This window comes from Klebsiella sp. C239 (genome assembly GCF_048822715.1).
Taxonomy (GTDB): Bacteria; Pseudomonadota; Gammaproteobacteria; order Enterobacterales; family Enterobacteriaceae; genus Klebsiella; species Klebsiella quasipneumoniae.
Genome location: NZ_JBMEZK010000001.1, coordinates 968,598 through 989,453 on the forward strand (window position 1 = coordinate 968,598; position 20,856 = coordinate 989,453).

21 protein-coding genes and 1 pseudogene are annotated in these 20,856 nt (G+C 60.6%); 9 read left to right on the forward strand and 13 right to left on the reverse strand.

The features are described 5' to 3' along the window. Window positions 1-212: 212 nt before the first annotated feature. The gene (locus ACOI6Z_RS04580; RefSeq protein ID WP_044523663.1) at window positions 213-1,121 is read left to right on the forward strand and encodes a DUF535 family protein; all 909 of its coding nucleotides are present in this window, start codon (window positions 213-215) and stop codon (window positions 1,119-1,121) included. Between the two features lie 59 nt (window positions 1,122-1,180). On the opposite strand, the gene ACOI6Z_RS04585 is transcribed toward ACOI6Z_RS04580, so the two are convergent. Together ACOI6Z_RS04585 and ACOI6Z_RS04590 are read right to left on the reverse strand one after the other, a co-directional pair. Then, window positions 1,181-2,398 (reverse strand): MFS transporter, encoded by a 1,218-nt coding sequence (locus ACOI6Z_RS04585; RefSeq protein WP_065812957.1) that lies wholly within the window; start codon window positions 2,396-2,398, stop codon window positions 1,181-1,183. A 253-nt stretch (window positions 2,399-2,651) separates the two neighbouring features. Beyond that, window positions 2,652-3,113 carry a winged helix-turn-helix transcriptional regulator gene (locus ACOI6Z_RS04590; RefSeq protein WP_023290003.1) on the reverse strand — a complete coding sequence of 154 codons (462 nt, stop codon included), beginning with the start codon at window positions 3,111-3,113 and terminating at the stop codon, window positions 2,652-2,654. A 60-nt stretch (window positions 3,114-3,173) separates the two neighbouring features. Here ACOI6Z_RS04590 and ACOI6Z_RS04595 point away from each other — a divergent pair, with 60 nt between their 5' ends. From ACOI6Z_RS04595 to chrA, 4 genes and pseudogenes are all read left to right on the forward strand, one after another. Next, window positions 3,174-3,413 carry a tautomerase family protein gene (locus ACOI6Z_RS04595; RefSeq protein WP_065812958.1) on the forward strand — a complete coding sequence of 80 codons (240 nt, stop codon included), beginning with the start codon at window positions 3,174-3,176 and terminating at the stop codon, window positions 3,411-3,413. A gap of 190 nt (window positions 3,414-3,603) precedes the next feature. Continuing rightward, window positions 3,604-4,797, forward strand: coding sequence for an MFS transporter (locus tag ACOI6Z_RS04600; protein WP_227524310.1), 1,194 nt, complete (start codon window positions 3,604-3,606; stop codon window positions 4,795-4,797). Between the two features lie 175 nt (window positions 4,798-4,972). Further along, window positions 4,973-5,263 (forward strand): annotated as a pseudogene (locus ACOI6Z_RS04605) (chromate resistance protein ChrB domain-containing protein); the annotation flags it as partial. After that, the gene (chrA, locus tag ACOI6Z_RS04610; protein WP_065812960.1) at window positions 5,232-6,599 is read left to right on the forward strand and encodes a chromate efflux transporter; all 1,368 of its coding nucleotides are present in this window, start codon (window positions 5,232-5,234) and stop codon (window positions 6,597-6,599) included. The pseudogene ACOI6Z_RS04605 and the gene chrA, both read left to right, overlap by 32 nt. An 89-nt stretch (window positions 6,600-6,688) precedes the next feature. Here chrA and ACOI6Z_RS04615 read toward each other — a convergent pair whose 3' ends face one another. From ACOI6Z_RS04615 to ACOI6Z_RS04665, 11 genes are all read right to left on the reverse strand, one after another. Continuing rightward, entirely contained in the window at window positions 6,689-6,988 is a 300-nt protein-coding gene (locus tag ACOI6Z_RS04615; protein ID WP_044523654.1) for a hypothetical protein, read from the reverse strand. 41 nt (window positions 6,989-7,029) lie between these two features. Beyond that, window positions 7,030-7,461 carry a hypothetical protein gene (locus ACOI6Z_RS04620; RefSeq protein WP_032453166.1) on the reverse strand — a complete coding sequence of 144 codons (432 nt, stop codon included), beginning with the start codon at window positions 7,459-7,461 and terminating at the stop codon, window positions 7,030-7,032. A 1-nt stretch (window position 7,462) separates the two neighbouring features. Continuing rightward, entirely contained in the window at window positions 7,463-7,939 is a 477-nt protein-coding gene (locus tag ACOI6Z_RS04625) for a hypothetical protein (RefSeq protein WP_044523691.1), read from the reverse strand. 391 nt (window positions 7,940-8,330) lie between these two features. Beyond that, entirely contained in the window at window positions 8,331-9,752 is a 1,422-nt protein-coding gene (locus tag ACOI6Z_RS04630) for an FAD-binding oxidoreductase (RefSeq protein WP_420686998.1), read from the reverse strand. Window positions 9,753-9,778: 26 nt separating this feature from the next. Beyond that, entirely contained in the window at window positions 9,779-10,594 is an 816-nt protein-coding gene (locus tag ACOI6Z_RS04635) for an ABC transporter permease (RefSeq protein WP_023289996.1), read from the reverse strand. 1 nt (window position 10,595) lies between these two features. After that, a complete protein-coding gene (locus tag ACOI6Z_RS04640; protein WP_023289995.1) occupies window positions 10,596-11,426 on the reverse strand; it encodes an ABC transporter ATP-binding protein in 831 nt (276 codons plus the stop codon). Beyond that, a complete protein-coding gene (locus ACOI6Z_RS04645) occupies window positions 11,423-12,406 on the reverse strand; it encodes an ABC transporter substrate-binding protein (protein ID WP_087824069.1) in 984 nt (327 codons plus the stop codon). The genes ACOI6Z_RS04640 and ACOI6Z_RS04645 overlap by 4 nt, the downstream gene beginning before the upstream one ends. Beyond that, the gene (locus ACOI6Z_RS04650; RefSeq protein ID WP_032453162.1) at window positions 12,406-13,287 is read right to left on the reverse strand and encodes a creatininase family protein; all 882 of its coding nucleotides are present in this window, start codon (window positions 13,285-13,287) and stop codon (window positions 12,406-12,408) included. Before ACOI6Z_RS04650 ends, ACOI6Z_RS04645 begins: the two co-directional genes overlap by 1 nt. Next, a complete protein-coding gene (locus tag ACOI6Z_RS04655) occupies window positions 13,284-13,763 on the reverse strand; it encodes a RidA family protein (protein WP_016161230.1) in 480 nt (159 codons plus the stop codon). The genes ACOI6Z_RS04650 and ACOI6Z_RS04655 overlap by 4 nt, the downstream gene beginning before the upstream one ends. Next, window positions 13,753-15,036: an amidohydrolase family protein gene (locus ACOI6Z_RS04660; RefSeq protein WP_064154491.1), complete on the reverse strand. Its 1,284-nt coding sequence runs from the start codon at window positions 15,034-15,036 to the stop codon at window positions 13,753-13,755. Before ACOI6Z_RS04660 ends, ACOI6Z_RS04655 begins: the two co-directional genes overlap by 11 nt. 11 nt (window positions 15,037-15,047) lie before the next feature. Then, on the reverse strand, window positions 15,048-16,016 hold the full coding sequence (locus ACOI6Z_RS04665) for a PDR/VanB family oxidoreductase (RefSeq protein WP_065812963.1): 969 nt from the start codon (window positions 16,014-16,016) through the stop codon (window positions 15,048-15,050). Between the two features lie 205 nt (window positions 16,017-16,221). Between ACOI6Z_RS04665 and ACOI6Z_RS04670 the strand changes: the two genes are divergently transcribed. The 4 genes from ACOI6Z_RS04670 to ACOI6Z_RS04685 all read left to right on the forward strand — a co-directional run bounded on the left by ACOI6Z_RS04670 (window position 16,222) and on the right by ACOI6Z_RS04685 (window position 20,846). Then, the gene (locus tag ACOI6Z_RS04670; RefSeq protein ID WP_004202952.1) at window positions 16,222-17,121 is read left to right on the forward strand and encodes a LysR family transcriptional regulator; all 900 of its coding nucleotides are present in this window, start codon (window positions 16,222-16,224) and stop codon (window positions 17,119-17,121) included. A gap of 295 nt (window positions 17,122-17,416) precedes the next feature. Continuing rightward, the gene (locus ACOI6Z_RS04675) at window positions 17,417-18,406 is read left to right on the forward strand and encodes an ABC transporter substrate-binding protein (protein WP_023289990.1); all 990 of its coding nucleotides are present in this window, start codon (window positions 17,417-17,419) and stop codon (window positions 18,404-18,406) included. An 11-nt stretch (window positions 18,407-18,417) separates the two neighbouring features. Beyond that, window positions 18,418-19,836 carry an amidohydrolase family protein gene (locus ACOI6Z_RS04680; RefSeq protein WP_023289989.1) on the forward strand — a complete coding sequence of 473 codons (1,419 nt, stop codon included), beginning with the start codon at window positions 18,418-18,420 and terminating at the stop codon, window positions 19,834-19,836. A 20-nt stretch (window positions 19,837-19,856) separates the two neighbouring features. Continuing rightward, window positions 19,857-20,846, forward strand: coding sequence for an isopenicillin N synthase family dioxygenase (locus tag ACOI6Z_RS04685; RefSeq protein ID WP_072413302.1), 990 nt, complete (start codon window positions 19,857-19,859; stop codon window positions 20,844-20,846). Window positions 20,847-20,856: the final 10 nt, after the last annotated feature.

Sequence of the window (20,856 nt, forward strand, 5' to 3'; positions counted from 1 at the left end):
GCCGAACGCACAGAGCGTTAAGTCGCTGGGCGGCGGGCGTCACCTACCATAATTAACCGTTGACAGGATGGCGTTAATTTTAATTATCGTCGGCAGAACAATTTCCTGCCGCAATATTAAATGAAAGGACAACGAAGGTGTAATTAAGCGTTGACGAATATCTTTTATGTTAATATGGCCGCGATTATGGATGAATCTATGGATCTTAATCAATGGGACATACTGTTGCAGGCGCCATCAAAGAATGGCGTAAACATAATAAAGTGATCGGTCAGGTCAAAATAAACTATAAAAAAATTTTACGAAAATGCAGAGAGCTCTCGCTCGCAGGAGGTAAGTACAGAGAATATCAAGGACTTTGCGCCAAATATCAGTGCGCGCGGTTGACCGCCGTAACCCAGGGGCTGGTGCCTTTCGAGGATAAACCCTTTAAGGCCTATCTTAATAAACGGATGTCAAAACGGCGCAAGCTGGATATTGCCCACGGTTCGCTGAATTTTATCGAGAAAACATTTCAGCCGGATGTGCTGCCGCAGCTCTATAACGTGGCGGATTTTGGCCGGGCGATGTTTGCTATTCCTTTGAAAAATGGCGATAAGCTTGACGTTAAGCTGCTGGCGTCGCCGTTTCAGGAGGAGGGTGAACTGATGCTGCAGCTGTTTCTCGGCGACCGTCGCGTCTATAGCGTCTGTTTTTCCTGTACCGACGATGGCCGCGCCTATATCGGCGGTATTCAGGGCGGAAAAGATATCACCAACGAAGAGGTGAAGGCGCTGACCAAAGAGCTGCATGGCGCGCGGCCGAAAAATATCATCATGAGCGTGCTGTATGGTTTCTTAGGCTATTTCAACATCACCACGGTCTACGCGATCGATTCCGATTACCACGTGAAAAGCGATCTGGTGAAAGCCAGTTACTCATCGCTGTGGCTGGAAATGGGCGGTGAGAAACAGGCTCGCGGCTGGTATAAACTGCCGGCGCAAGAGATCAAAAAAAGTATTGAAGAGGTGAAAAGTAAACACCGCAGCCAGTTTATTAAGCGCGAAGGCATTAAAGAGCTGATTCAGCTCGATATGGCCAACGCCCTGCGGCAAATCACCTTGCGTTCGCGGGTGAATTAACGCCTCTTATACGTCAAGCGGACAGCAGGGGCTGTTGTCCGCCTGACGAAATCCTTTCTTTACTGGCCGCTTTCGCCGACCGGCGGCGACGCGGAGGCGGCGAGCAGCGGGGCGCTGCGCCACCACACCATCAGCGCGACCAGCGCGATAACGCTCAGCACCCCGAAGGCGGTGGCAAAGGAGTAGCGTCCGGCGATAGCGCCGGTTAACGCCGGACTCATTGCCGCCCCGGCCCCCTGCATCAGCATCACCACGCTCTGTCCGGCGTTGACGTGCCCGCTGCCGCGCAGCAGCGAGACGATAAAGCTGGGCACCGCCACCCCCAAAATCCCTGCCGCCAGACCATCAAGAATTTGCACCGGGACCATCATCGCCGGGGCGTCGCTGGAGGCCGCCAGCGCCGCGCGGATGGGCATGATCAGCAGCGCCAGCAGAATGCATCGCCAGTAACCATATTTGTCGATGCTGCCGGCGACCAGAATGGCCACCGGGATCATCACCACCTGCGAAATAATCACCGTGGCGGCGGCAAACAGCCCCGGATTGAGGTGTCCCGGCGCGGCGGCGATCCGCATGCTCAGCATCGGCAACAGCGCGGCGTTGGCGAGATGGAACAGCATCAGGGTCACCCCGGCGATCAGCAGCGGCGTATGGCGGAACAGGATGGCAAACCCAGGCAGAGAGGGCGGGACGGCCGACTCGAGGCCGCGGGCGGCGTCATCGTCGATATCGCTGCCGCGGATCGCCAGCAGGGCGATGAGGGTGAACAGGGTGGTACCGGCCATCAGAATGAAAATGCCGCCGATGCCCCAGTACCAGGCGATGGCCCCGGCAATCAGCGCGGTGAAGAAGTTCCCCGCGTGGTTGAAGGCTTCGTTTTTGCCCATCTGGGCGCTAAAGCCGCGCTGTCGGGTCAGCCCAAGGGTGATCCCAGCGATTAATGGTCCGACAAAGGCCGCGCAGATCCCGCTGGCGACTTGCGAAAGCGCCACCACGCTGGTCTTCTGACTGAACCAAAGCAGCAGGGTGGTCAGGGTTATCACCAGGCAGACCACGGCCAGCAGCACGCGCTTATGCCGCGAGGTGTCGGTGATGAAGCCGGCGGGCAGGGTCGCCAGCAGGCCAGCAACGCCGCCGATGGTCATCAACAGGCCGATATCCTCCGCCTGCCAGTGACGCTGGGTGAGAAAGATCCCCAGAAACGGCCCGAGGCCGTCGCGAACGTCGGCGATAAAGAAGCTGGTCAAACATAAAGCCCGCAGTGAACGAAGCGACATTTTCTACCTTTAGCATGAGCGATCCGCGGATCAGCGGCGGACCAGGGCGGTCATGGCGTGCGCCACGGATAATGGTCGGGATCGGACCCGGCAGAGAGCGTCATCCTTTATCGCACCGTTCGATGAAAGCAAAATATCCCGCTGTCTTCGGGTAACGTGGCAATGCAACATACCTGCTCGTCGCGGCTTCCGCCAGAGGTCTACGAAAGTTCTGTAACGGGGCAACCGCGCCGCAGCCTGCGCCGCGGGGCTATCAGCGTTCGTCTGCTTTAACGATCTGCAGCGCGGCGGGATTCGCCACGCTGCCGCTGGCGGTGACGAACCCCGGATGGACGGCCTCGCCGCTGACGCTGTCCACCAGCGCAATATGCGGCGCGCTGTGCAGCACCTGCTGGTGGCCCCATTCCATCAGGGCGAACAGCACCAGCGCCAGGCTACGGCTTTTATCGGTGAGAACATATTCATAGCGCTCGCGAGCCCCCGCTTCCCGGTAGGGGACTTTGCGGAGCAATCCCATTTCGGTCATCGTTTTCAACCGGGTGGTGAGCGTCTGGCGGGTGATATGGGTATGCGTCTGCATCGTTTCAAAGCGCGTCACACCGTAAAACGCCTCGCGGAGGATCAGCAGCACCCAGCGGTCGCCGAGTATTTTGGCTCCTTCGGCCAGGCCGCACAGCTCCGGATCGAGGTAGGGCAGTGATTTATTTTTTGACATCGCGAGATTGACCTTCTACTCTGAGTTTGAATTTTAGACTTAGATGCTAAGGAGCATAGCGTGCCATTTGTTAACGTGCAAACCATTAAAGGGATCATGACCGCGGAACAGAAAAGTGAGCTGCTGCGGCGGATGACCGATCTGCTGGTGGAGATTGAGGGGCAGGGCGAGCCGCAGTTCCGCCAGTCGGTATGGATCCGCATTGATGAACATGACCCGGAACAGTGGAGCCTGGGGGGCGTCCAGCCGACGGCCGCGATGATTGCGGCTAAATTCGCCGCGGCGCGACTGATCCCCTGAATAAACCGGGCTGCGAAGCCCGCCCCGGCGATCTGGCGCAGAAGAGGAGTCAGATCGCCGGGTAATATTGCTATTCGCTATGGTGCAAAAGCGTATTTTGCGGCTAAGGTAACGGTCAGGGAACCCAACAAACAGGGCGCGATGCCAGACGGCCAGCCTGGCGTCACTCTCACACCGGTGAAAACAACGGATGTCTACAGAACAGATGCTGCCGCTGGCGGCGCAGAACAAAAATATCATCCGCCTGGCCGCCGCTCAGGCGCTGGCCGGCGCCAACTCGGTGGTGTTCTACGCCACCGGCGCTATCGTCGGCAATACCCTCGCCCCCAGCCCGTCGCTGGCCACGCTGCCGATCACCCTGTTTGTGCTGGGGATGGCGGCCTCGATTTTGCCTTTCGGCGCGCTGGCGCGAAAGCGGGGCCGCAAAGCCGCGTTTATGGCCGGTACCGGCGCCGGGGTGGTCACCGGTCTGGCGGCCGCTCTGGCGGTGGTGCTGGGCTCTTTTCTGCTGTTTTGCTTCGCCGCGATGCTCGGCGGCGCCTATGCCGCGGTGGCGCTCAGTTTTCGCTTTGCCGCCACCGACGGCGTCGCTCCGGAACGTCGCGCCCGCGCGCTGTCGCTGGTGATGGGCGGCGGCGTGGCCGCCGGGATCATTGGCCCGATGCTGGTCACCGGCACCATGCACCTCTGGCCGACCCATACCTTCGCCTTCACCTTTCTCGCTCAGGCGCTGGTGGCGGCGCTCGCCGCCATTCTGCTGGCAGGCGTGACGTCGGCAGAGCCCGCGGCGGCCAGCGTGCGCGGAGGGCGGCCGCTGCGCGAGATTATCCGCCAGCCGGGCTTCGCCACCACGGTGTTCAGCGGGGCGGTGGCCTATATGGTGATGAATTTTCTGATGACCGCCGCGCCGCTCTCCATGCATATGCACGGTCTTTCCCAGCAGGCCGCCAACCTCGGGATCCAGTGGCATGTGATGGCGATGTACGGCCCGGGATTTGTCACCGGCCGGTTGATCCAGGGCTTCGGCGCCGTGCGCATGGCGGCGGCGGGATTGCTGATCACCGGCGCGTCGGTGGCGGTCGGTCTCAGCGGCGTCGGGGTGTATCATTACTGGCTGTCGCTGATTTTGCTCGGCATCGGCTGGAACTTTGGCTTCACCGGCGCCTCGGCGAAAATCATCGATTTCCACCGCCCGGAAGAGAAGACCCAGGTGCAGTCGCTCAACGATTTTCTGGTCTTCGGCGTGATGATCGTGGGTTCGTTTTCGTCCGGCGTTCTGCTCAACGCCTTCGGCTGGAACGCGGTGCTGTGGGGCTCCCTGGTGCCGGTGGGGCTGGCGCTGTTCACCCTGCCGCTGCGCCCCTTATCGCCACCCCGCGCTTAGCGCCAGGTCTGCCGCTGCGCGGGCCGTCTTTTTGCGCTTTTCGCAAATGCGTTGCCGAACTTTATCAAAGCCAGCGCGTGGGAAAACGTCACATACGCGACATGCTGTAGTAATGTCTACTGCATGAGAATGCATCTCCTGACCCTCAACCTGACGATGTCTCAAGCCGCTGAACCCTGAAGAGCACGTCGGCACGCGGGTGACCTTCGACGTTCTGGCCCGACGCTGTGCTCTTGAGGCCGCGATCCCCGATACCCTGGGGCGGCTTATCCACTTCCTGGACGTCGGTGGGGTACCGACCCCGGAGGCGGCGGGAGTGGAGAGTGTGCTTGCAGGGCTGCGGGAAACCATTACGGACGATGACCAACTGCTGGCGGCAGCCTGCTCGCTGTTCGACGGCCTACTGAGATCCTGTGAAATGAGGTCTGGCAATCATGAGCAAAACGGTGGTTCTTCCGCAGAGTGACAGTCCTTCCGTCGTCGCCTCCGTCTCCTTCTGGCAGGCCTTTCGCTTCTGGCTGAAGCTCGGCTTTATCAGCTTCGGCGGGCCTGCCGGGCAGATCGCCATGATGCACCAGGAGCTGGTGGATAACCGCCGCTGGATCTCGGAAGGTCGATTCCTGCACGCGCTCAATTTTTGTATGGTCCTGCCCGGCCCGGAGGCGCAGCAGTTGGCGACCTATATCGGCTGGCTGATGCATAAAACCTGGGGAGGCGTCATCGCCGGGGTGCTGTTTATTTTGCCCTCGCTGGCGTTACTCATCGCGCTGGCGTGGATCTACCTCGTCTGGGGGGATGTCGCGGTGGTGGCGGGGATTTTTTATGGCATCAAACCCGCCGTGGCGGCGATCGTGCTGCAGGCGGCGCACCGCATCGGCTCGCGGGCGCTGAAAAATGGCGCCTACTGGGCCATCGCCGCCGCTGCCTTTGTCGCTATTTTTGCGCTGAACGTTCCTTTTCCGCTGATCGTCCTGACCGCGGCGATCGTCGGGTTTATCGGCGGACGGATGGCGCCGGCGACATTCGGCAAAGCGGACACCCACCGTGCGCAGAGTCACCCCGGCGGGGCCGCCATCATTGATGACGCGACGCCGATCCCGGCCCATGCCATTTTCAGCTGGCGGCGTACCGCCCAGGTGCTGATCGCCGGGATGCTGCTGTGGCTGGTGCCGATGGCCGCCCTGGCGCTAATGCTGGGCTGGGCGCATCCGCTGACCCAGATGAGCTGGTTCTTTACCAAAGCCGCGCTGATGACTTTCGGCGGGGCGTATGCCGTCCTGCCTTACGTTTACCAGGGAGCGGTGACCCACTATGGCTGGCTGACCGCAGGGCAGATGATGGACGGCCTCGCCCTTGGGGAATCCACCCCCGGGCCGTTGATCATGGTGGTGACCTTTGTCGGGTTTGTCGGCGGCTACACCAAAGCGGTATTGGGCGTCGATGATGTGCTGCTGGGGGGCATCGCGGCGGCGTGCCTGGTGACATGGTTTACCTTTTTGCCCTCGTTTATCTTTATTCTCGCCGGCGGTCCGTTTATTGAAACCACGCATAATAAAGTGGGATTTACCGCGCCGTTGACTGCTATCACCGCCGCGGTGGTGGGCGTTATCCTGAATCTGGCGCTGTTTTTTATCTGGCATAGCGTCTGGGGACCGTCCGGTTTCGACCCATGGTCTGCGGCCATTGCCCTCGCCGCCGCCGGGCTGCTGTTTCGCTATAAGTGGAAGCTGACCTGGGTACTGGCCGCCGCCGCCGCGGTGGGCCTTATCGTCCATATGGCGGGACTGTCCGGCGCAGGATAAGGTCGGCGTCGGGCTGAGAGAAATGTCGCCAGATGCGGTAGCGGGGAAGAGGCCAGTGCCTGTGCAGGCCCTGGCCGGATGGGGAGCACTTATTTATCTACGGGAGGCTCCACCGCGAGATGCAATTGACAATATTGTTCAACTCCTTCTTTAAGCATCTTAATAATCATTAGCAGCATGGGTAAGTACGGAACGAACTTAACAAGCAGTGAGCCTGTAGATCCGTCAAGCAGCGTCAGCGCGGCATCCACTTTCTTTTTCCATGTTTTGTTATATTCCACGCAAAAATTCTTTACATCGGCTGGCTGCGTTGAACGGGCAATCTGTTCGAGTTCTTCGATGGCGTTGAGTGCCGCTTTTATTTTCTCAATATCAGTTTGTTGTGTCATGTTAGCCTCGTAGTAACAGGAGAAAGAGGATTAACTCATTTTTACTTCCAGGTTTGTGGCTTAAAGAAAAGCCACGGTAAGGTGTAATCGTACAGCGCTTTCACCGGCACTACGGATAAGTGGAAATGCTTATCGTGCGGGCTGGCGCCATGGTAATCGCGCCATACCCATGGCTGGACAGAAGCGCTAATAATATGTTTGTTCCAGATAATGTATTTAATTCGTTTGTCTTTGCTGTCGACCAGTGCATTGACAATCGCCTGAGCATCACACCCCTGAGCGGGATCGTGCGTAATATCGATAGCCGTAACCACGCCAATATTTCCATCCAACACCTGCGGGTTATGATCCGAGTTTGTGTGGGCATGATGTTCATCACCAATGGTGCCATCGCTGGCCTTATTGCGATGCGGAGCATATTGATTAATCTGATCTCTGAGTATCAGCAGACTCTTTGCGACACGCCATACCATGTTATTTACCCTCCGGATTGAAACAGGGGTTTGAGCTGACCGGTTCTGCGCCAGGAACCATGTCCTGATAAACCGGAGATAGGGGGAGAGGATCGACTACTGTATCCGCTTTCACGCTGTTGACTTGTTGCTTCTTAAGGTTCTTCACTTGCAAAAGATAATTAAGGATAGCGTTCCAGAACGCAGACCCTCCGCTCGCCATCAAGCCAATACATAATGTCATCAGATCCGGGTGTTTAAACGCCGAAAAACTGCCGGCGACGAAGGGTTGCGTCAAAAACGCCGTCACAATTCCGGCCCCCACCGCTAATAGCTGCAGGGCAGATTTGCGTTTTCCTTCTATGACTGGATCCTGCTTTTCCAGATTAAGCCAGGGAAAATACCCTTTAATAATCTCTACCACTCTTTCCGAGGCGATACTAATGGCGATCAGCATCGTAATGATGTTTTCAAGTTGCGAAGAAATGGCATCGCTCATATCACCCTCACTATTTCTGTGTTGAATAAAAATAAATGACAACGTTTTTAACAAGTGTTTACTGCACAGGAATAATTCCTGGCGGGTAAGTTTCACGGTCATTTTTTATTGTTCAGGTAGGCAAGGGGCAAGTGATAATTTAATGATCGCGAATAATAAACTATTTGCCAGTACCTGCCAGAAATGACAATTTAACTCGAGAGCAATATTGAACCGTGAATTTAACCCGCGATAATAAATTTATCGTCGCTTTTTTGATGAGTATAACGGAGGAAACAGAGACGCCACTCATTCATATGAATGAGTGGCGTAAAAAAACTCGCCGTGCGGGTAGGGGGAAGAGAGACGGGCCCGCTCCGCGTTAGCCTGCACGCGGAGCGGAGCGGGGCTATCAGGTCGCGGGAGTTTCGCGGGTGGCCCGCGCCAGCGGGTTGCTGTCCAGTTCCAGCTGGTCGCGCAGCGCCCAGCCGCGCAGCTTGCCGGGGTTAAGCAATCCCGCCGGGTCGAGAGATTGTTTCACCGCCACCACGTCAGGGCGAATCACCCCTTGTTTGCCGTCCTCAACCTGCAGCACGTGGGGGTTGTTAATTTTGACGTCGTTATCGCGAAATATCTGCATGATCGCGTTGAGACGTTCGGGCGTGGTATAGCGCACCAGCTGCAGACCGCTGGCGGTGAGGTTGCCTTCGATATCGCGCAGAAATTCAATATGGGACATCACCTCCCCGGCGAAATGCTGTTCCATCTGTAAAATTTGCTGCGGATAGCGCTGCGGATCAAACGCGGTCTGCAGATAGGTCAGCGTATTGTCCACCTTGAGCGCATGCAGAGTGGTGTGGTTCCAGCAGTATTCCATTAACGAGCTATTGCGCGCCCGGGCCTCATCGCTGGCCTGGCGGATGGCGTTGGCCCCGCGATGGCGCTGTAACAGGCTGGCGCACACGCCTTCGCTCTCTTCGGCGATCAGGCTGATAACCGCATGCTGCCCGGGGCGGTAACGATCGTTGAGGTGGCTAAAATAGTCAGCGATCGGGGTGGCCAGCAGCGCGACCTGGCGCTTCACCAGCCCCGGCGAGCGGACGCAGGCGTTGGCATAGTTCAGGGCATCGGCGAAATCTTCAAACACGTCCAGGCGTTCTATCCACTGGTGCGCGGGAGCCAGCGCCAGCTCAACCTCAAGAATGATGCCGTTGGTGCCGTAGGCATGATGCAGCAGCAGCGCTTCGGGTGCCGGGACGGTCAGTACGCGAGGGACCGGCTCGACGGTCATCACTTTGACGCTGAGCACATTGCCGGGCGCCGCCAGCGGCCCATAGGTGATGGAGCCGATGCCGCCGAACCCGCCGCCGTAAAGGCCGCCCAGGCTCGCCAGGCGGTAGGTCGACGGCATACAGCGCAGCTCCCAGCCCGTCGGGCGGGCGGCGGTTTCGATGTCCGCCAGGCGAATGCCGGCCTGGGCCCTCACCGTGCCGTTGCCGAGGGCGACGATCTGGTTGAGCCCGGTCATATCCACCAGCATCCCTCCTTCGAGAGGGACCAGCTGTCCATAGTTGCCGGTGGCGCTGCCGCGCAAGGTCAGCGGCAGCTGATGCTGCGCGCAGGCGGCGACCAGCTGGCGCAGCTCCTCTTCATCGCGCGGGCGAACCACCGCGTCCGCCTGTTTTCCCGCCAGCTGCTCGGCGAGTACCGGACTGAACCAGTGAAAATCGCGGGAAAGCCGTTTGAGTTTCGCCGGCTGCAGGGTCCACTCCAGCGCCGGGAGTGCCTGCTGGATCGCCGCGACCGCTTGTTGACGCTGTTCATCAGTCATCATTCTTTTTCCTGTTCGTCAGCAAAACATTAATGAGATTGCACGGCTTCGCTTTCATGCCAGGCGCTGAGCGCCCGGCGCGAGACCCAGGACATCACGCCGAACAGCGCGATCCCGGCGAGAGAGATCAGCAGCAGCGCGGCAAACATCAGCGGGATATCCAGCTGGTAGCCGGCCTGCAGGATCTGATAGGCCAGCCCGGTATTGGTCCCGCCAGTGCCGGCGACAAACTCCGCCACCACCGCGCCAATCAGCGACAGCCCGCTGGAAATACGCAGCGCGCCGAAGAAATAGGGCAGCGCCGAGGGGATACGCAGCCGCACCAGGGTCTGCCAGCGGCTGGCGTGATTGAGGCGGAAATAGCTCAGCAGGCCGGGGGAGACGCTGCGCAGTCCCTGGGTGGTATTGGAGATGATGGGGAAGACCGCCATCAGGGTGGCGCACACCACCAGCGAGAGGGTGGCGTCCTTCACCCAGATGATGATCAGCGGGGCGATGGCGACGATCGGCGTCACCTGCAAAAACACGATGTAGGGAAACAGGGCGGTCTCCACAAAGCGGTTCTGCACCAGGATAAACGCCACGGCGGCGCCGATGACAATCGACAGCAGAAACGAGATCAGGGTGATCTTGAGGGTGAACAGTAGCGCCAGCAGCAGCGGCGTGAGATGCGTCCACAGGCTGTCCAGCATCACCAGCGGCGACGGCACCAGAAAGGCCGGGATGCGGAAATAGCTTACCGCGCCCTGCCAGAGGAGCACCACCGCCACCGCGACGAGGGTCGGATAGAGAATTTTGAGAAAACGCGGATGCTGGATCCACGGCGTTGAGGTTGTGGTCTTCATATTATGGCTCCATACCGGACTGGCTGGCCTGCAACAGACTGTCCTGCAGCTGACGGGCATACAGGGAAAATGCCGGACTGACGCGGAACGCCTCGCTGCGCGGGAACGGCTCCCGGATGGCGATATCTTCCACCACCCGTCCGGGACGGGCCGCCATCATGATCACCCGCTGCGAGAGAAACACCGCTTCGTGGATCGAGTGGGTGACGAAGACCACCGTCAGATTCTGCTCCTGCCACAGGCGCAGCAGATCGCTGTCGAGCTTGTTCCGCGTAATTTCATCCAGCGCGCCGAAGGGCTCATCCATCAGCAGCAGCTTTGGCCGGGTGACCAGGCCGCGGGCGATGGAGACGCGCATTTGCATGCCGCCGGAGAGTTCGCGCGGCAGGACGTCGGCGAACTTGCCGAGCCCCACCAGCTCAAGGACTTCACTCACCCGGGTGTTGCCCTCCGCCCGCGGCACGCCGGCCAGATCCAGCGGCAGCCTGACGTTATTGCGCACGCTGCTCCAGGGCATCAGGGTGGCCTCCTGGAAGACGAACGAGAGCGGATGCTGCGCTTTTTCCCGGCTGTCGCGCCGCCACAGCATCAGCTTGCCGTCGCTGGGCTCCACCAGGCCGGCGACCATCTTCAGCAGGGTGCTCTTCCCGCAGCCGGACGGGCCGAGCAGGGTAATGAACTCCCCCTGGTTGATGGTCAGATTGACGGGCAGCAGCGCCCGGGTGCCGTTGCTGTAGATCTTCTCCGCCGACAGCACCTCGATGGCCGGCGTGGCGGAGGCGGGTATAAAGCGGGTGTCGCTCATCACGGTCAGTTTCGGGGCGGTATTCATGGCATCACTCCGGCGTCTTTGACCATCTCCAGGGTATATGTCTGCTCAAACGGCACCTTGCTGGCGTCGATCAGGTTGTTTTTCACCAGCATGTCCCAGGTTTTCTTCAGCCGCGGCTCGGTGATGATGCCGATCCCACCGGTCATGGCGTCGCCGCCGGTCACCAGCTGGTACTGCTTCATCTGGGCAATGCCAAAGGCGATCTGCTCGGCGCTCATTTGCGGGTTCGCTTTGCCGATCAGGCTGTTGCCGGGGCCAGGATCCTGCAGGTAGCTTTTCCACCCTTCCATGGAGGCTTTGACGAAGGCCGCCACCGCCGCCGGACGTTTGCGGATGGTGTCCGCCATACAGATAATCGAGTTGCCGTAGGGCGGGTAGCCCCAGTCGCTGAGCGGATAGACATAGAACGGCTGCCCGCCTTTGGCGACGGAGAACGGCTCGGAGGTAACGTACCCCTGCTGCACCAGATTTTTATCGGCGAGGAACGGCTGGACGTTAAAGGTATAGGGGCGCACTTTGCTGCCAGCCAGACCCAGCTCGCTCTTCGCCCACGGCCAGAAGGAGGTATAGGCCTCGGTGGCGAGCAGGAAGGTTTTGTCTTTAAGCTCCGCCGGGTTGCTCACTTTGTCATGAGTGATAAACACCGTCGGCGAGTGCTGGAACACGGTGGCGACGGTTACCGCATGCACCCCGGCCTGCCAGGTCTCCAGCGCCTGGCCGTTGTCGCCAAGGGTGCAGTCCGCCTGACCGGCCGCCATCAGCTGCATGACGTTGATCTGCGGGCCGCCCATTTTAATTTCGACATCAAGTCCGGCGTGCTTATACAGCCCGGTGGCCTGGGCCTGGTAAAAACCGCCATGCTCCGCTTGGGCATACCAGTTGGTGAGAAACGTGAACTTCTCCGCCGCGACGCAGGAGGCTGAGGCCGCGAGGGCGGCCACGGTCAGCAGGGCAAAAACTGGCGTTGATCTGGTATTCATCAGGGCTCCTTGGATTCAGCAGCGAAAGAGGGTGGTAGGGACTGCACAAAGCCGTGCCAGTGCTGTTTGCCCCAGGTCGGTTCGCGACGTTCGACCCAGGCCATGCGGTGAATCTCGATGATTGCCTGCGCCCAGCTGGCGGCGAGGGAGTCGAGAAGCCCTTCGCCTTGCTCCCGCGTCGCCGGGGTTGGGTCGCCAATCACCCCGCTGGGGCCAAAGTCATAGGACGCCCACGCCGCCGCCGGGCGGCCTTTCGACAGGGTCGGGCAGGGGAATTCCGGCGGGAAGTTGGCGACCGCCCGCTCCATATGAACGCACTCCGGCGCCAGCGCCAGCATCAGCGCCGTTTCGCTATGCCCGGCGTGCATTGCCATCCGCTGTTCATGCGGGCTGAGGAACTGTTTTTCGCAGTTGGGCACGTTGAACACGTCGTGCGGGATGGCGATGAAATCCCCGTGGCGCAGGCGCATTTCCCGGCAGGCGATCTGCAGGATCTGCGGCTGGCCGCCGTGGCCGTTGATCATCAGCAGCTTGCGAAAACCGGCCCGATAGAGGGATTCGGCGATCTCCAGCAGGGTATGCAGCAGGGTATCGCCGCTGAGGGTCAGGGTGCCGGGAAAATGCAGATGCTCCTCTGACTTACCGTAGACGATCGGCGGGATGGCGTAGGCCGGGATCGCCGCCGGCAGCCGGGCGAGGGCATGGCCCGCCACGCCGGAGGAGATCACGCTGTCCACCGAGCAGGGCAGATGGGGGCCGTGCTGTTCGATCGCTCCGGTGGGGAGGACGATAACCGTATTGCTTTTATCCGGCAGGGCGGCCACGTCCGTCCAGCTCAGAAAAGGGAGAAAGCGCGCTGCAGGAATGTAACCGTTAATCATCGCGGTGCCTCGGAGTGAATTGGCTGGGGTAACCAGACGGTTGCTTCGACTTCAATCAATACCGTGGCGTCGGGCAGCATTTCGCTGACCTGCACCACGGTGGATACGGGCGGCTGGTCGGGATAAAACAGCTTCCTGACCCGGCTGTAATAGGGAAAATGGTCAAGGTTGCGAAAGTACTGCACCAGCTTGATAACGTCGCTCATCTGCCCTCCCGCCGACGCCACGGTGCGGCGGATGCTTTCCAGCACGTACCAGCTCTGGGCGAGGATCGGCCCCTGCTTCGCATCGGTTGAAAATTCCCCGGTCGCCCCCAGCAGCTCCCGCACCGGCTCAGGCACATCCTGAAAGCCGTTGACGATGGTGCCGGTCAGGGGATTGACCGGAATAATGCCGGAGAGAAAAATAAAATCGCCGGCTCTGCGCCAGGCGGCATACCGCGCCAGCGGCGCCCCCGCGCCTGCTTCAAGACTCATGTGCCATCTCCTCCTGCCACACTCGCCGGTGGGTTAACCTGCCGTGGTTAACCACCAGACGGGCGGCGCTGTTTAAAGGCCAGGTAAAACGGTCGCTACCCGGGAAAATCACCACGCTGGCCGCCGCCCCGACGGCAAAAGGGGCCGCGTCTGCCGGCGAACCGGTTAGCGCCGCGCGATCGCAGATCAGCCGAGACTGCCGGTCGAACGGGTCGCTGAGCTGGGCGCTGAACAGGCCGCAGGCCAGGGTGTCCAGCGGGTCGTAGCTTCCCGCCGGACAAAAAGCGTCCTGCACGTTGTCGCACCCAAGCAGGGTGGCCACGCCGGCGGCCTGCGCCTCGTGCAGCAGGGTGATCCCCCGCTGGCGCGGCGTGCGGCCGAACGTCGCATCCTGCAGCAGCAGGTTGGTCATCGGCAGGGCGATGAGGGTGACGCCGTGCGCCGCCAGCTGGCGCAGGATCAGCGCCGCCTGCGCGTCGCTGCCGGCGGCCAGCGCGCAGCCGTGGCTGCAGCAGATATGCCCGGGGAATGGGTGGCGGGAGAGATGATCCGCCAGCCAGGTCAGCCCCTGAGACACCTTGCTGAGCTCCTCATCGATATGCAAATCCAGATCCAGTTCCCAGCGGGCCGCGCTGCGCAGCAGGTTTGCCATGGCCGCGGCGTCCCAGTTGGAGGAGTGAATGAAGCCCCCCAGCAGGCAGCGCTCCCCGCTGTTGGCGACCGTCCGGGCAATGGCCTCGGCGTCCGCCGGATCGCGAAACAGGGGCAGCGGGACCAGCGCCACCCGTTCCAGGGTGATGCCGCCGGTATCGAGACGGGCGATCTCCTGCCAGGCGTCCGGCGCGTCGGCGGTAAACCAGTCGATATGGCTGCGTAAATGGGTCACGCCATTTGCTGCCGCCCGGGCCAGCGCGGCGGACGCCCGACGTTGAATATCCGCCCTGGTCCAGTGTCGGCGATCCTCGTGCATGGCGCGGATCGCCGCCAGCAGCCCGGCCTGCGCTGGGCGGCAGCGTTCAATGGTAAAGGTTTTGTCCAGATGGGCATGGGGTTCCACCAGGCCGGGGAGCGTCAGGGCCCCCGCCAGGTCCCACAGGCCGGGAGCCGGCTCGACGGAGGGCGTCACGGCGGCGATCCGTCCATCGCGAAAGGCCAGGTCCGCCAGCCGCGGTTCTTCGTTGGCCTGCGTCGGCCAGCCGTCGGGCAGCGCCCAGGCCGGAAGTCGGGCGCGGCTGATGCCGGCGAGCGGCGCGCAAGAGGAGGGAAACGTCATCGTCAGTCTCCTCACAGATCCAAAACCAGACCCGGCGATTTCGCCCGCGAACAGCAGAGCGTGATCTGGTCGTTGCCGGCTTTCTCTTCCGCCGTCAGCACGCTGTCCCGGTGTTCGGGGAGCCCGTCGAGAACCCCGGTAATACACGATCCGCACATTCCCTGTTCGCAGGAGAGCATCACCTCCACCCCGGCATGCTGTAATACCTGAGCAATGGTTTGATCCGCGGCGACCTGCAGACGCTGCCCGCTGGAGGCCAGCTCAATATAAAATGCGTTGTTCGCCGCGATATTATTTTCCGCCGCGGGAGTAAAGCGCTCGAATACGAATTGCGACGGCGACCAGCGATATTCCTCCATGACTGACCGCAGTCGCTGAATAAAGCCCTCCGGGCCGCAGGCCACCACTGCGGTATCAGGGTGGGGCGTGGTTAAGCATTCGGGGATCCGCTGGCGAAACGACGCGCCTTCCTCGCTGCAGTGGATCGCCACCGTGCCGCTCGCGGCCAGCTGGGCCAGGCGCGATGTGAAGGCCGTCTGGCGCGAGCTGGCGACATAATAATGCAGCTCCAGCGCCCCTTTTCTGGCGGCAATCGCTTCGGCCATCGCCAGCAAAGGCGTGATGCCGATACCGCCGGCAAACAGCAGGTAGCGCCCGGCCTCCGGCAGGGGGAAATGGTTGCGCGGCGACGATATGGAGAGCCGATCGCCGTGTTTGAGTTGCTGGTGCAAATAGCGTGAGCCGCCGGTGGACGCATCCGTCAGCCGGACGCAAACTTCATAATGATTACCGCGGTCAGGCATCCCGCACAGGGAATATTGCCGCGGGCCAACGCCGGGAATAATAATATCGATATGCGCCCCGGCGGAGTAGGCCGGTAATATTTCCCCGGCTGCCGCCTGTAATATTAAAGATAGATTTCCCTCGCCGTTGGGGCGTATTTCCCCCACCGAGACCGAAATAAGATCGTGGCTGTGCATTACCGTTTTCTCTCCCTCAATCCGCTGTCTGCAGGGCGGCCAGGGGCAGCGAAGGGATACCCGCTCCTTCGCGGTGACTGTCCGGCGTGCAAAAATGGATGAAACGATCGTTTCTCCGCTATGAATGCTACGGTATTGTGATAAAACTGTTGCGTCCAGAGCTTTGATTCGCACAACCCGTTGCAAAAAAGAGAGCACCCAAACGATGTTTGCCTTCTCCCGATTTCTGCTCTATTTCACCGAAGTGGCCCGTCAGGGGTCGTTTCGTAAAGCGTCAGAGGCGCTGCATGTGTCTGCGTCTTCTATTGACCGTCAGATTTTGCGCGTGGAACAGGAGCTGGCGATGCCGCTCTTCGAGCGCCATCCCACCGGGCTGCGGCTGACCGCCGCCGGGGAGCTGCTGCTGCACGCGGCCAATAACTGGAAAAAAGACTTTACCCGGGTCTGCGAGCAGCTGGATGACCTGCGCGGACTGCGGCGGGGGCATGTGCGCATCGCCACTATCGATGCCATTAACCGGCATTTCTTTTCGACGATGCTTAAAGAGGTGCATAAACATTATCCCAACATCTCTTTTACATTGACCACCATCAACAATATCCACATCCAGCAGGCGCTGATCTCCGGCGAGGCGGATTTCGGCATCATGCTCAATCCGCAGACCTCCCGCGAACTGCAGGTGCGGGCGTTTGCCGAAATGAATATGGGGATCGTAGTGCCGACCGGCCATCCGCTGGCCAGCCGCAGCGCTGTGCGTTTTAGCCAGTGCATCGACTACCCGTTTATCCTGCCATCCGCCCCGTTGATGATCAGCGAACCGGTGGAGGCGCTGGTGAACATCAGCGGCAACGAGGTGAAGGAGGTGGCGGTTTCGAATAACATCCACATGATCCGCACCCTGATCAAAGAGCAGATGGGCATCGGCATCCTGTGCCGGCTGGATATTCTCGATGAGATCGAGTCCGGCCAGCTGGCGTTTGTGCCGCTAACCGATCCGCAGCTTAAGCCTTTCACCCTGGCGCTGTGCGTCTCGCCCGCCCGCCAGCTTTCCCTTGCCGCCTCGATGATGCTGAACCAGCTGGAGATGCTCTTCAGCCAGCTGTGAGAGACCGGACAGGCACTAAAATCATTCATTAGCGCACCGAAACGGTGCATTTAATGAGTGCATGAATCAAAGGTTGCATGCCCAAGGACGGCGGCGCAGGCGATTTTTCGCGGCCGCTCGCGGGCCATCAAATCTGGCATTGTTTTTGTATAGCTGAGTGTGAGTAGAAGCGGTCAGTACGGGTTATCCATACGGGACATTGCTCAGTCACCATGTCGCGGTTCAATGTTGACCGGGATGGGAGGCTGAGCCACATTCGCTCGCTCCCCCTCCCGGCGTAAAGAGGAGAGGGATAATGAAAACAGGCGCACGCCTTCCCCGGGGCTTACGCTGGCTGGGCCTGATGGCCCTCGGCGGTGTCTCGCTGGCCGTTCAGGCCGAGGAAAAAATCGTTCTGCTGACCTCCTGGTACGCTCAGGCGGAGCAGGGGGGTTATTATCAGGCTCAGGCCACTGGGCTGTACAAAAAATATGGTCTCGACGTTGAGATCCGCTCCGGCGGACCGCAGGTCAACGGCATGCAGTTGCTGTTGTCGAAGCGGGCCGATGTGATCATCGGTTACGATCTGCAGCTGCTGGAAGGCATTCAGCGCGGCTTCCAGGCGAAAGCCATTGCCGCGCCCTTTCAGTACGATCCCCAGGGGCTGCTGACCCACGCCGATGTCACCTCCCTGCAGGGGCTGAAAGACAAAACCATTCTGGTCTCCAGCTCCGGTCAGGCGACATGGTGGCCGTGGCTGAAGGCGCAATACCAGCTGAGCGACGCTCAGGTTCGCCCCTATACCTTCAATATTCAACCCTTTGTCGTCGACGACGCTGTCGCCCAGCAGGCCTATGTCAGCTCCGAGGTGTTCCAGGTGCAGAAGGCCGGGGTGAAGGCGAACTTCTTCCTCTTTTCTGAGCATGGTTACCCTCCCTATGGCGGCATTCTCATCGCCCGCCCGGACACCATCGCTGAGCGTAAAGCGGCGATGGCGAAGTTTGTCCGCGCCTCAATGGAGGGTTGGGTGAGCTATCTCAAGGATCCGGCGCCGGGAAATGCGTTGATTAAGCAGGACAACCCGAAAATGACCGACGATCTGCTCGCCTGGGGCGTGACCCAGATCCGTGAGCATCATCTGATCGACGGCGGGGATGCCGCCAGCCAGGGCTGGGGGACGATGACCGACGCCCGCTGGCAAAAGACGCGCGATTTTATGGTCAGCGCCGGTCTGCTGGCGGCGGCCACCGACTGGAAACAGGCCTATACCACCGACTTTGTCCAGACCATGCAGGTTAAACCCTGAGGAGCGACGCCATGTCATTCATCATTAAAAATGCCCATGCCATCCTCAGCGGTCTGTCCGGAGAGGCGGCGCGGCTGGCCGGGCCGGATATTCGCATCCGCGACGGCAAGATTGCGGCCATCGGCAGCCTGACGCCGCTGCCGGAAGAGCGACTGATCGACGCCCGCGACTGCGTAATCTATCCGGCATGGGTGAATACGCACCATCATCTTTTTCAGTCGCTGCTGAAGGGCGAGCCGCAGGGGCTGAACCAGAGCCTGACGGCCTGGCTGAGCGCCACGCCGTACCGCTTTCGCGCGGCTTTCGATGAACATACCTTTCGTCTGGCGGTGCGCATTGGTCTGGTGGAGCTCCTGCGCTCGGGCTGCGCCAGCGTGGCGGATCACAACTACCTGTACTGGCCGGATATGCCTTTCGATACGTCGGAGATTCTCTTCAGCGAAGGGGAAGCGCTGGGGATGCGCATCGTTCTGTGCCGGGGTGGGGCGACCCAGGGTCGGGCGGTGGAGCAGGATCTGCCGGTGGCGCTGCGTCCGGAAACCTTCGACGGCTATATGGCGGATATTGAACGGCTGGTCAGCCGCTATCACGACCCGCGGCCCGACTCGCTGCGCCGGGTGGTGATGGCGCCCACTACCGTCCTGCACTCCGCGCCGGGTGCCCAGCTGCGGGAGATGGCGAAGCTGGCCCGCCAGCTGGGGATCCGGCTGCACAGCCATTTATCGGAAACCGTCGATTATCTTGACGCCGCGCGGCAGAAATTCGCCATGACGCCGGTGCAGTTCTGCGCGGAGCACGACTGGCTGGGAAATGACGTGTGGTTTGCCCATCTGGTGAAGCTTCTGCCGGAGGAGATTGCCCTGCTGGGCCGCACCGGTACCGGCATTGCTCATTGTCCGCAAAGCAACGGCCGGCTGGGCAGCGGCATCGCCGATCTGCTGGCGCTGGAGCAGGCCGGGGTCCCGGTCTCGCTGGGGGTGGACGGCGCTGCCTCCAATGAAGCGGCGGATATGCAAAGCGAAGCCCATGCCGCATGGCTGCTGCAGCGCGCGCGCAAAGGGATGCTGGCGCAGCCGCGCTACGCCGGAGGCACCTTCGAGGGCGGAGCTGATGCGGCCACGGTGGAGGATGTGGTGCGCTGGGGCAGCGCCGGCGGGGCGCAGATCCTTGGCTTAGCGCAGAGCGGCACCCTGCAGGTCGGGATGCAGGCGGACCTCGCCATTTACCGGCTGGACGATCCGCGCTACTTCGGCCTGCATGATATGGCGATTGGCCCGGTGGCCTGCGGCGGCCGCGCCGCGCTGAAGGCGCTGCTGCTGAATGGCCGGCCCATCGTGGAAGATGACGCCATTCCCGGTCTCGACCTTGACGCGATGCGCCACGACGCGCTGGCGGCAGTCCGTACCCTCCAACAGCGCGCCGCTGTTTAACTGATCACAGGATAATGACGATGAACGCAACCACCCAAAATCAACGCTATGCCTTACAGGAACTGGAAAAAGAGGCGCTGATGGGCGCCCAGGGCGAAGAGACCTTCGCCCGCGAAGTGCGCTGTATCGACCTGTCTAACTTTGCAGAAAGAAAAAATGACATTGCCGAACAACTGTGGGAGGCGGCGGTGGAGATCGGTTTCTTCCAGGTCAGCCACCACGGTATTCCCCTGGCGGCGATCCGCCAGGCGTTCAGCACGACCGAGGCGTTTTTCGACCTGCCCGACGAGGTGAAGCGCCAGTATCCGCTGGCCGGCAACGCCGGCTGGGAGAGCAAGGCGCAGGTCCGGCCATCGACCCGCACGCCGGATCAAAAAGAGTCATATCAGATAACCCGTCCGCTGATGGACGGGCGCTGGCCCAGCGATCGGGAGCTGCCAGGCTTCCGACAGACGATGCTCGGATTTGAATCGCAGTGCTGGCAGCTGGGGATGAAGATCCTCTCCTGCTTTGCTTTAAAGCTCGGTTTTCCGGAATCGTTTTTTACCACCGCGCACGATCCGCAGCGTGACACCTATCAGAGCACCTTGCGCATGCTGCACTACTATGCAACCGAGCAGTCGCAGCAGGGGATGTGGCGGGCCGGCGCGCATACCGATTTTGACTGCCTGACGCTGCTGTTCCAGCGCCCCGGTCAGGGCGGCCTGCAGGTCTGCCCTGGCAAGGACCGCGAAAGCCAGCAGTGGACCAGCATTGAGCCAAGGGAAGAGGTCATCACCTGCAATATCGGCGATATGCTGATGCGCTGGAGCGACGACCAGCTGCCGTCTAACTTCCACCGGGTGAGAAACCCGCAGCCCCACGAATATCAGGGGCCGCGCTACAGCCTGGCGTTTTTCTGCCAGGCCAATAAAGATATCGAGATCCTTGGGCCGCAGAGGAAGTACCCGCCCATCAGCGCCGAGGATTATCTGCAGCAGCGGATCCAGGCCAATTTCGCCAAAGGGTAAACGTACCGGC